Source organism: Streptomyces sp. NPDC094448, assembly GCF_044763775.1.
In the GTDB taxonomy this organism is placed as follows: Bacteria; Actinomycetota; Actinomycetes; order Streptomycetales; family Streptomycetaceae; genus Streptomyces.
The window spans coordinates 179,218-190,269 of the sequence record NZ_JBIWGU010000014.1 but is presented as its reverse complement, the minus strand read 5'-3'; the positions used below and the strand labels follow the sequence as shown (position 1 = coordinate 190,269).

5 protein-coding genes are annotated in these 11,052 nt (G+C 74.4%); 2 read left to right on the top strand and 3 right to left on the bottom strand.

The genetic code is table 11. The features are described 5' to 3' along the window. Positions 1 to 2: 2 nt before the first annotated feature. Positions 3 to 2,810 (top strand): ATP-binding protein, encoded by a 2,808-nt coding sequence (locus tag ACIQ9E_RS25885; protein WP_403710882.1) that lies wholly within the window; start codon positions 3 to 5, stop codon positions 2,808 to 2,810. 364 nt (positions 2,811 to 3,174) lie between these two features. After that, positions 3,175 to 3,867 (top strand): response regulator transcription factor, encoded by a 693-nt coding sequence (locus tag ACIQ9E_RS25880; RefSeq protein ID WP_403710880.1) that lies wholly within the window; start codon positions 3,175 to 3,177, stop codon positions 3,865 to 3,867. Positions 3,868 to 4,235: 368 nt separating this feature from the next. On the opposite strand, the gene ACIQ9E_RS25875 is transcribed toward ACIQ9E_RS25880, so the two are convergent. From ACIQ9E_RS25875 to ACIQ9E_RS25865, 3 genes are read right to left on the bottom strand one after another with little or no spacing between them, the layout of a single operon-like run. Continuing rightward, positions 4,236 to 6,155 (bottom strand): hypothetical protein, encoded by a 1,920-nt coding sequence (locus tag ACIQ9E_RS25875; RefSeq protein ID WP_403710878.1) that lies wholly within the window; start codon positions 6,153 to 6,155, stop codon positions 4,236 to 4,238. Then, entirely contained in the window at positions 6,152 to 9,838 is a 3,687-nt protein-coding gene (locus ACIQ9E_RS25870) for a DUF5682 family protein (protein WP_403710876.1), read from the bottom strand. Before ACIQ9E_RS25870 ends, ACIQ9E_RS25875 begins: the two co-directional genes overlap by 4 nt. Next, the gene (locus ACIQ9E_RS25865; RefSeq protein ID WP_403710874.1) at positions 9,835 to 10,995 is read right to left on the bottom strand and encodes an AAA family ATPase; all 1,161 of its coding nucleotides are present in this window, start codon (positions 10,993 to 10,995) and stop codon (positions 9,835 to 9,837) included. The genes ACIQ9E_RS25870 and ACIQ9E_RS25865 overlap by 4 nt, the downstream gene beginning before the upstream one ends. Positions 10,996 to 11,052: the final 57 nt, after the last annotated feature.

Sequence of the window (11,052 nt, the reverse complement as noted above, 5' to 3'; positions counted from 1 at the left end):
CGATGCTGCTCGAACGTACTTCCGAGACCGCATTGGTGCAGGAAGCTCTGCACGCGGCGGCCGACGGCAGATCCTCGCTCCTGCTGTTCGCCGGACCGCTCGGCATCGGCAGATCCACCTGGCTGCGGGAGCTACCGGCCCTGCTCACCGACCAGGACGCCGACGTGATGCGTGCCAACGCGGCCGTCATGGAACAGGACTTCGTCCTCGGTGTCGTACGACAACTCTTCGACAGCCTGCATCTCGCCGTGTCCGGCGACGGGGCATCCGGGACATCACTCGGCGAGGACGTCCTCGCCGACGACCTCCTGCCCGCCGGTGAGGACGATCCGGAGGCTCCCCTCGACGCCGTCCTCCCCGCACTGCGCGCGCTCCTGGCCCGGCTCGGCCGCGAACGGCCGCTGCTGATCCTCGTCGACGACCTGCAATGGGCCGACACCTGGTCGCTGCGCTGCCTGGCCTACCTCGCCGGCCGACCGCAGGGGCTGCGGGCCGTACTGGTCTGCACCCTGCGCGACGGGGACGCCCGTGCCCGGCACCCGCTGGTGTGCGAAGTCACCGATGCCGCGACACAGGTGATACGGCCGGCTCCGCTGTCACCCGCGGCGACCGGACAGCTCGTACGCGCACAGTTCGGCGAGAACGGCGAACCGGAGTTCATCACGGCCTGCCACCAGGCATCGGGCGGTAATCCGGTGATCCTGTGCTCGCTGCTGCATGCCTCCGCGGCCGCCGGTCTGCGGCCGACCGCCGCCCACGCCCGGACCGCCGCCGCACAGCGGCCCGCGCCGCTGCGTGAACGGCTCGCCGACTGCTTGCGCGCCCAGACCCCGCCGGTCCGCCACTTGGCCGCAGCGCTGGCGATCCTCGGCGAGCAGAGCGACTTCGGGCTCGCCGCCCGGCTGGCCGGCCTCGACATGATCGGAGCATTCGGCGCTCTCCGCATCCTGCACCGGCTCGGACTGCTCCTGGGTGAAGACACCCCGGTATTCGTCCACCCGGTGGTCCAGGACGCGGCCGAGGCCGATATGACCATCGCCGAACGCGGCCAGTGGCACGGGCGGGCGGCCGTTCTGCTGCACGAGGCCGGACACCCCGCCGAAGAGATCGCGGCCCAGGTCATCGCGGCCGCCGCCCCGGGCGACGGCTGGTCCACCGCCGTCCTGTGCACCGCGGCGGACGCGGCACTGCGCCGGGGCGCCCCCCGGGAGGCAGCCCGGTTCCTCCGCCACGCCCTGCTCGACAGCCCTGAACAGGGAACGGATCGGGCCCGTCTGCTCATCGACCTGGCGGCGGCGGAGAAGGCCTACGACAGCTCCGCCTGCGAACGCCACACCGCCCAGGCGATGGCTCTGCTGGACACCCCGCACGACCGGGCCGCGGCCGCGCTGCGGATCTCACCGGGTTATGTCTCCACCGTCAGCCCCTCGGCCCTGAACATCCTCCGGCAGGCCGCCGCCGACCTCGGCTCCCCGGACCGGCTGACAGGACCGGAACGGGACCTGGCCCTGCGACTGGAGGCCCGGCTGAGTCACAGCGCCCGTCAGGACCCCGCCGAACTGGCCCGATCCGTCGCCCTGCTGCGCGGCCGGCCCGGAGACCCGGCCGTCGGCTCCGGCGCCGAACGGGAACTGCTCGCCGTGCTCCTGCACGCGGCCACCCTCAGCGGCCGGCTGCCCGCCTACGAGGCGGCCCGGCAGGCCGGGCGGATCCTTGAGCGGGTACCGGCCACCGGGTCCGGAGCCCCGCCGGTCCTGCCCCTGCTCGCACCGGTGTTCGCCGGTGCGGACGAGGTGGACGCACTCGGGGACTGGCTGGCCGACCGCGAGCAGCACCGGAGCCGGTCCGGAGCCGGCCCCGAACCCCTGCTCCAGGCCGAACGGGCGATGGTCTCGCTGGCCCGCGGCCGGTTCGCGCACGCCAGGGACCACGCCGAGCGGGCCTTCGAGCACGCGGTGGCCGGCCGGCCGGGCAACGTGGCGACGGCCGTCACCGTACTGGCCGCCGTCGCCCTGGAGACCGGGGACACGGCGCTCGGCGAGCGGGTGCGGACGGAGGGCGGTGGACAGCGGGCCGCCGGAAACCTGGCCGCCACCACCATGCTGCGGCTGATGGACGCTCAGCTGGAGGCGCAGCGGGGCGAACCGGACCGGGCCCTGGACACCGTGCTCGCCTGCGGCCGCCAACTGGAGGCGTCGGGCTGGCGCAACCCCGTGCTGTTCCCGTGGCGGCCCCGGGCCATCCGCCTCCTGCACCGGCGCGGTGACCTGGACTCCGCCAGGGCGCTCGCCGAAGAGGAGTACACACAGGCGCGGATCTGGGGTGCACCGGTCGCCATCGGCCGGGCTCAGCGGCTGCGCGGCCGGCTCCGCGGCGACAGCGAGGGCACGGCCCTCCTGCGTGACGCGGTGGAGGTACTCCGCGGCTCGGCGAACGAACTCGAACTGGCCAGGGCACTGCGCGCGCTGGCCCGTGCGTTGCGCGAAGGCGCGGAGGTGCAGAAGCTGCTCAGCGAGTCCGTGGCGCTCGCCATGCCCTGCGGCGTGCCGTGGCAGGAGGAGGCGGACCGGCCGGGCGCGCCGGGCCTGCCGGGCCCGCCGACCGAGCCGGCCCTCACACCCACCGAAGCACGGGTCACGGCACTGGCCGCCGACGGCCTCACGAACCAGGAAATAGCGACGGAACTCAAAGTCGGCTCCCGAGTGGTGGAAAAACATCTGACGAATTCCTATCGAAAACTCGGGATATCCGGGCGGCCGCAGCTCAGGTCCCTTCGGCGCGGTGCCCGGAAGGCCTCCGAAGGATCCTGACCGCATGTGTGTCACTTCGGTGGAGGGGCGATGGTTCGGTATCCCGTCGTTCCGCTTCGGTGGGCGGCCCGGTCGGCCCGTCAATGCCCCGTCAAGGCCCTTCTGCTGACTTGACCTGCAGTGGGGCGGGTACCGGACCGTACCGAACCACCGAAGCGAAGGAGCCCGGCCGAACCATGGGATCCGATCACCACGGTGTTGGCTTCGGATACCCGACCGGCGTTGACCGGTACGAAGCCGGTTATCTAATGTCTACAACGGAGTCCGGTTCGGTCCGGGGCCTTTCTCCGACGGACCACATGGCTCGCAGAGACTCGCAGCAGACGTTCGCAATACCTCACGCCATGAAAGGACAGAGATTTCCATGGCGAATTCCGTACCCATGCTGGTGGACCTGGCGCAGACCATGGCACAGGACATCGCCGCGGACCCGACGGGGCCGGCCGATGAGCACCCGCTGTTCCGGCGGCCGGGTCTCACCATGGCCTGTCTCGACCGGAACCTGACCGTGCAGCAGGGGAACCACGAGTTCTTCGGACGGTTCGGCGGGGACACGGCGCAGCCCTGCGGCAGGCCCTTCACCGACTTGGTGCATCCCAGTGTCCAGCAGCCGCTGCTGCGGAAGTTCGCCGGGCTGACCGAGGGCAAGCGGGACCGCTTCACCAGCGAGGTGCTCGCCGTCGGTCCCGACGGCCGGGCCTTCACGGCCTCCCTCTCCGCCTGCGCCGTACGCAGCGGCACCCCCGATGTGTCGGCGATCTGGGTGATGATGGCCTCGGACAGCGAGCCGGTGGACACCGACGTCATGCCCAGCCGGAAGAAGATGCTCAGCGAGATCGACGCCCGGATCCTCGAAGGGATAGCCGCCGGAGTCTCGACCGTTCCGCTCGCCGCGCGCCTCTACCTCAGCCGACAGGGCGTCGAATACCACGTGACCTGTCTCTTCCGGAAGCTGCGGGTGCCCAACCGGGCGGCGTTGGTCTCGCGCGCCTACTCCATGGGCGTACTCAAAGTCGGCATGTGGCCGCCGAAGGTCGTCGAGGACTTCGTCAAGTAGCGGCCACCGGGGGCGCCCCGCGGCCGGCCGTCGTCCTCCGCGGGCCCCGCGACGGAGGCCTCCGGATGGCCACGGCCGACCTGCTGCCGTATCTCTCGACCCGCAACATCGCCCGCGACGCGACATCGTCCGCAGCGCCCTCGACGAGCGGAGGACATCGTGGTTCGGGCAGTCGTCCGGGGTCTGGGTGGGCGCCGCCTGCACCCAGGTGTTCCCCCGCCGGGCCGATCGGCCGGTCCTGGACAGCGCCCCCGACCCTGCCGCATACCCGCTCCGGATGGTGCACCGCCAGGGCGCCGCCGACGAGCGGGTACTCGACCTCCTGCAGAGCCTCCGTCGCCGTCGGCGAGCGCGCCGCGTCCGGTGTGCTACGGCTGCCAAGTCGCCCGGACCAGGGCCCGTTCGGTGTCGGCGAGATAGACAGCCGCCGCGAGCCACACGCGGGCGTACGCGCCGGGGTCGGCTTCCTCGGTGCGGCCGAAGACATCACGGCCGCGCCGGTCCGCCTCCGTGGACAGCTCCGTCAACAGCTCCGCCGCCGCGCGGAATCCGACCCGGCGCAGGGCCGCGGCGTTTCCGGCCCGGTCGCCGTCGCGCGCGGGCTGGGCGACGGCCCGGCGGCCCCCCGACACGGCGACCTCGACCAGCCGCCGCAGCCGCCACAACGGTGCCTCCGCCACCGGGTCCGGCGGTACACAGGGATCCCCGGCCGTCTCCGGCAGCGCGTCAGCGGGTGGCAGATGGGCGCCTTCGAGGCGGTCGTAGCCCAGGTCGGCATGGCCCAGCCACTCCTCCGGGAGGCGCAGGGTCGTCGTGCCCCCGCCGGGCAGCGGCCCGACGGCCAGGGGCCGGAGGGTGGCGGCGCGGTCGGGATCAGGGCGGCCGACGGCACGCAGCCGCAGCCCGGGACGGGACGCCAGCCGGCGAAGGTTCGCGGTATGCGCCAGGCCGGGATGGCCATGGGCCGGCAGCAACCGGAGCAGCAGACCGCTCCGGTCCGTCCCGCCGGGCAGCAGCTCCCGCGCGAGGACATGGTCGTCGAACGCTCCGACGATGACCAGATCGCAGCCGATCAGTCCACCGGCCCGGTGCCGCGCCGCCTGCTCGGAGTCGTTCACCAGAGCGTTCCCGAGCCCGCCGCCCACGGCATCGGCGAGAGGCCGTGTGAACAGGGCGGCCAAGGGCCCCGAGGTCCAGGACCGGCCCGCGACCGGTGTCGCCCTGACGCCCTTGCCCGCTCCGAGCCGGCCGTCCGGCGACAGGGTCGCCCCCGAGACCAGCAGCCCACCGCGCGAGAGCCGGGCGTGATCGACACTCCCCGAGCCCAGCGCGACCGTGGCGGTCGCGGCGCCGCGCGCACGAGCGGCACCGCCCGGTCTGACGTCCGCGACGGTGAACCAGCGCCCGTCGTCGGAGACGACGTGCGTGACCACCCCGCCGAACCCGGTGGCCGCGATCACCGGCTCCCGGCAGACGCCGTGGACGCGCAGTGCGCCCTCCGGGCGGTAGGAGCGCCGGGCGGACCCGACCCATACCGGGTCCGGCGCCCCCGATATCAACAGGGCCGTGGTCAGCAGGAGTTCTCGCAGATCGGCGACCAGGTCGGCCAGCCGGTGGCCGTCGTGGCGGGCCCGGACGCCCCGCAGTCCGCGTACCACACGCAGCGCCGCACCTTCCGCGCGGTACAGCCCGGCGATGCGCGCCGAGTGCGAGGCCCGCAGCAATTCCGCCTGTGCGACCGCACCCGCCGCAGGTACCCCGGCGGCCAGCGCCGCCACCGCGGCGGCCCACAGGGCGCGCGCGGCAGCCGACTGCGTCGCTGTGAGAGCGGTCCGCGCCGGGGTGCCGGGGTCGCCCGGCACCGGTACGGCAGCGACCGAGCCGTCCGCCGTACCGGTGGCCGGGGCGGAGCGGGCGCCCTGCGCCTCCGGCGCGGCCTCCCCGTCGATCACCGTGTCCCCGTCGATCACCACGGCCGCGGCTGGCGCCGTGTCCGCGTCCGCCACCGGGCAGGCGCTCAGTACGGCGGCCAGGTGAAGACATCTCGGGGCCAGCAGGCAACTGCACACCGCCTGCTCGGTTTCCGCGACCGCTCCGGAAGGGCCGGGAGCGAGGACGACCTCCGCGTCCGCACCGCACCGTACCCGCCGCTCGGCGCCCTTCACTACGACGGGGACGGCCGTGAAGGTCTCAACGGCGGCGTCCAGCTTCTTGCGCAGCCGGGATGTCAGACCCGCCACTGCCGCAGCGGTCACCTCGGCTGCGACCGGGGGAAGTTCGGGGCTCATCGGGATTCTCCGCGGAGGCGATCGCCCACCCAGCGGGCGAGGGCGAGAGGACTGAGGGCGGCGACCGGCATACCGGCCGTGACCAGCTGCCGGGCGATGGGTACGGAGTAGCGCGGGCTGCCGCTGTCGTCCAGCGCGGCACAGCCCAACAGGTGCACTCCCGAACTCGCGAGGGCCCGTACCTCGCCGAGCAGCCCGCCGAGCGGGTAGCCCTCCTCGAAGTCGCTCACCACCACCACGAGGGTCCGGCTCGGCACCGTCACCAGGGAGCGGGCGTGGGCCAGACCGGCCGCGATATGGGTGCCACCGCCCACACGGACCTCCAGCAGCAGCGACAGCGGGTCGTCGACCCGGTCCGTCAGGTCGATCACGTCCGTCGAGAACGCCAGGAAATGCGTACTGAGCGTGGGCACGCCGCCGAGTACGGCCGCGGTCAGCGCCGACCAGATCACGGAAGCCTCCATGGACCCGGACACGTCGACCACCAGGATCAGGCGCCAGTCCGCCTCCTTGCGCGAACGGGTGCTGAACACCGGCCGTTCCGGAACCACCAGGATGCTGTCGTCGGCCCTCCTGCGGGCATGGACGAGGTTGGCCCGCAGGGTACGCGGCAGGTCGATCCGGCCTCCCGGACGGCGGGTCGGGCGAGGGGTGGCGAGACCGGTCAGCGCCGGGCGCATCCGGGTCGCCAGCTCCTTGGCCAGTTCGTCGACCAGCCGGCGTACCAGTGGGCGAAGCCGGGCCAGCTGCTGCTCCGGCATCCCGCCCGCCAGCGACAGCACGGACGTCAGCAGATCGACGGACGGGCGCACCGCCTCCGGATCGAGTTCGGTCAGCACATCGCTGCGCCCACGGTCGGCGGCGCCCGCCAGAACCTCCTCACGCACCTCCGCGCCGAACAGCGCCTGGAGTTCGTCGGACCATTCCCGCGCGGTCGGGAAGGAGGCGTCCTGTCCGCCCCCGCGACCGCCGTCCCGGCCCAGGTCCGAGGAGCCCTCCCCGCGGCCCGTTCCGTACAGCTCGTCGAGCGCGTGGGCGTAGCGACGGGCGTCCGCCGGGAGCCGGTCGTGTTCCCTGCCGAGCAGCAGACGCCACCGGTCCGTCGCCGGCAGACGCAGTACGCCGTCGTGGGGCCCGTCCGCGACGGACCCGCCCGGTGTCGCCGCGGCGCCACCCGTGTCGGCGCCACCCGTGTCGGCGTCTTCCGAGGCCGGTGCCGGTGCCTCGGTGGGCCGGTACGGCGGGGGAGCCGGCCGCAGGGAGGCCGCCGCCGAACGGCCGGCCTCGTCCGCCGCCGTCCACAGGGCCAGCAACTGCGGGGAGGCGCCCAGCGCGAGGTCGAGACGGTCGCCCAGCCGCTCCGTGACGGTGTGCAGCAGCCGGTCCCGGCCCGCCGGGGTCAGCGTGTCGAAGCCGCCGCGCAGGGCCGGCAGCCGGTCCAGGAAGCCCCGGTCGTCGAGTGAGTCGATCCGGTCGAGGAGCGGGTCCAGGGCTGCGGGCGCCGACTGGAGCAGCGGTGCGGCCCCGGTCAGCAGTCCGGCGAGCCGGCGGGCCAGCGCGCGCCGCGCTTCGGGACCGGTGGCCGTGTCGATCCAACCGGCGGCTCTGGCGCCCAGCGTCTCGGCTCCCTCCAGGTCGAACAGGACCCGGCAGGCCAGGGCGGCGCCCTGGACCAGGGGTGACGCGGAGTCCACGAGGTCGGCCAGGGCCCGGTCCATCCGCAGCCCCAGACGGAGTTCACCGGCGCGGGCCGCCAGGGCGACCAGCGCGGCCGCCTCCTCCGGGTCGTCGCTGCCCGCCAGCCCCGGCAGAGACCGTACCGCCGACTCCAGAAGGTCGGCGGCGAGCGAACCCGCCGCCCGCCGGCCCGCGGGCGTGGTGCCGGGCAGATGTCCCCGGCGCAGCGCCTCCAGCAGGTCCAGCCCGGTGAGGATCTCGGGGACGGTCGCGGACGCGGGCAGCACCTCGGCGGCCTCGGCCAGCCGCTGGGCGACCAGCGCGGGCAGATCGCAGCGCGCGGCGTCCCGAAGCCCCGTCAGGACGAGGGCGCAGGTGGGGCCGCCGTCGGCCGACTCCCTGCGGAAGGTCTCCCGCAGGGTGCCCTCCGCCGCCAGTGCGGCGGTCACACCGCGCACCCCGGCCAGGTCCAGCCGGACCGGTACGGAGGGGACCCACGACAGCCGCCACCGCGAGGAGAGCGCGGCGGCGTCGCCGGTACCGGCCACCGCCACCGGCTCGCCGTATCCCACCCCGCACACCTCAAGCTGCCGCAGGAGGATCTCGCGGCGGTGGTCGAGCGCCGAACGCAGCGGGTCGAGACGGAGTTCGCGCGGCGCGGGATCGTCCGGGCCCGGCAGCCGCAGGGCGGCGAGTTCGGCTTCGACGGACGGGCCGAGCCCGGAGCGCGGTGTGCCCGGCGCGACCCGGCCGCGCTCGGTGCCGACCAGGACCACTTCGAGGGCCCGCGCCAGAGCCCGGCCGCGCCCGAGCGGTTCGCCCTGGCCCAGGACCAGCGTGAGGGCTTCGAGGACCTCGCCCCGGCCCGGGGCCGGGAGCCCGCGCAGCCGGGCCAGATCGCAGGCCACGCGCAGCGTCTCGCCGGCCTCGCCCGTCCCCGCCGTATGCCCGGCCGCCCGCAGCTCCCGGCACACCCGCGTGATCGCCCCGGCCGCGGCGTCGTGCAGCCGCCCGGGATCTCCTCCGGCGCCGAACACCTCCTGCTGCCAGCGCGGATCGCGGATCCCCGCGGGATAGCCGGACCGGGAGTCCAGCAGCTCGAATGCGTACGGGACGAGGGAAGTGACGACGGGGGAGGGGGGCCCCGGGAGGACCGGTCCCGGCGATCCCGCGGCGGCCGGCGCCCCCTGCACGGTCGTGCCGTCGGCCGGGGGCTGCTCCCGCCCGGCCGTCGCGCCGGTCAGCGCCGGGGCGTGGAAGGCACCGATGACCGCCGCCACCCGGCGTCCGCCCGCCGCCGCGCGGGCGATCGTGTCCCGCATATGCGCCTCGCGCGCCAGGTCCACGGCGGACACCCCGCCGGACGACCCGGCGTCCTGACGCAGTGCCCAGCCGACGCCCAGCGCGGCCCGGCGCAGCATCTCGGGAGTACAGCCCGGGGCGCGTACCTCCACGGTGCGGTCCCACAGATCGTCCCCGGCCCGGCCGGTTCCGGCAGCGGTGAGCGCCTGCGCGAAGGACGGGGGAGCCGGCCGGTCGGCGGGTCCGGCGACCGCCGCCCGCGGATCCCCGGCCTCAGCGGCCTCAGTGGTCGCAGTGGTTTGACGGGGGTGCGTGCTGTCCCAGCGCGCGTCGGCCAACGGCAGATCGCAGCAGACGACCTCGGCGCCCCGTTCCCGCGCCCAGCGGACGGCGGCGAGTTCCGGGGAGAAGTCGGCGAACGGGTAGAAGCCGAGCCGCCCGTCCTGCCCGGCACCCGCGAGCGCGACCGGCGCCACCGTACCCGGCGCGCCGAGATGGGTGAGCCACGGCTGGAAGTCGGCCGGCAGCTCCACGCACACCACGTCGGCGCCGGCCGCGTCCAGGAGTGCGGGCACGGCCGCGGCGAGCGCCGGGCTGTGGTGCCGTACACCCAGCAGATAGGGCACCGTGGACTCGGCGAGGGCGTCGAGGGCCGCCCGCGGGTCCCGGGCGGGGGGCGCCTCCGGATTCCGGGCAGTGGTCACCGAAGGCTCTCCCGCAGGTCCCACAGGCGGCGCCAGGTCGGCGAACCGTCCTCGGCGCGGCGGCGCACGGGGCCGTCCCAGTAGCCCAGCAGCCGGGCGTGGTCACCGGGATCGTCCTTGCGGACCACACCCAGCAGATGACCGGGGACCAGGTCGAGCGAGTCCCCGGCGGGCAGATAGGCGGCGGCCACTCCGAGGGAGACCGCGACCTGCACCGCCTCCGCGGTCGACATCACCGTACCGGGACGCTCCACGTCCCAGCCCTCCGCCGAACGCCCGGCCCGCAGATCCCGGAAGACGGTCACCAGCACGTCGAGCACCGCGTCGTCGACGCCGAAGGCCGCGCCCGCCCGTTCGACGCCCGCGACGGCCTGCCGCCTGACGAGCGCGGTCTCGGCCTCGACGTCCGCAATCGGATGCACCGTCTCGAAGTTGAAGCGGCGCTTGAGCGCGGCGGACATCTCCGATACTCCGCGGTCACGCAGGTTGGCGGTGGCGATGACCGTGAACCCGGGAGCGGCGGCCACCTGCGCCCCGGCGGTTCCGGACAGTTCGGGCACGCTCATCCGGCGGTCGGAGAGGATGGACACGAGTGCGTCCTGCACCTCGGGCAGACAGCGGGTGATCTCCTCGACGCGCGCCACCTGCCCGGAGCGCATCGCGCTGAGGACCGGTGAGTCCACCAGGGCCTGGGGAGTGGGTCCCTGGGCCAGAAGCAGCGCGTAGTTCCAGCCGTAGCGCAGGGCGTCCTCGGTGGTGCCGGCGGTGCCCTGCACGGTCAGTGCGCCGGTGCCGCAGACGGCTGCCGACAGCAACTCCGAGAGCATCGACTTGGCCGTACCCGGCTCACCGACCAGCAGCAGTCCGCGTTCCCCGGCGAGCGTGACCACACACCGCTCCACCAGGGCGCGTTCGCCGACGAACTTCGGGGCTATGACGAGCCGGCCGGGCAGCGCTTCCCGGGGCTCGGCCAGCTGGAGGGGTTCGCCTGCGCTGCCGCAGACGAAGGTGACGACGGAACGGGGCGTCAGCAGCCAGCCGGGCGGACGGGGGCCTGTGTCATGGGCGGCGAGGAAGGCCAGCTCCGTGGCGTAACGCTCCTCGGCGGGCAGTGTCCGCGGGGGCGGAACGGCGGTCGTCGTGCGGGTCGGGGGCATGGGTGTCCTTGCTGGGTAGGTCCGGTCGGTGTCGGTGTCGGTGTCGGTGTGGGTGTG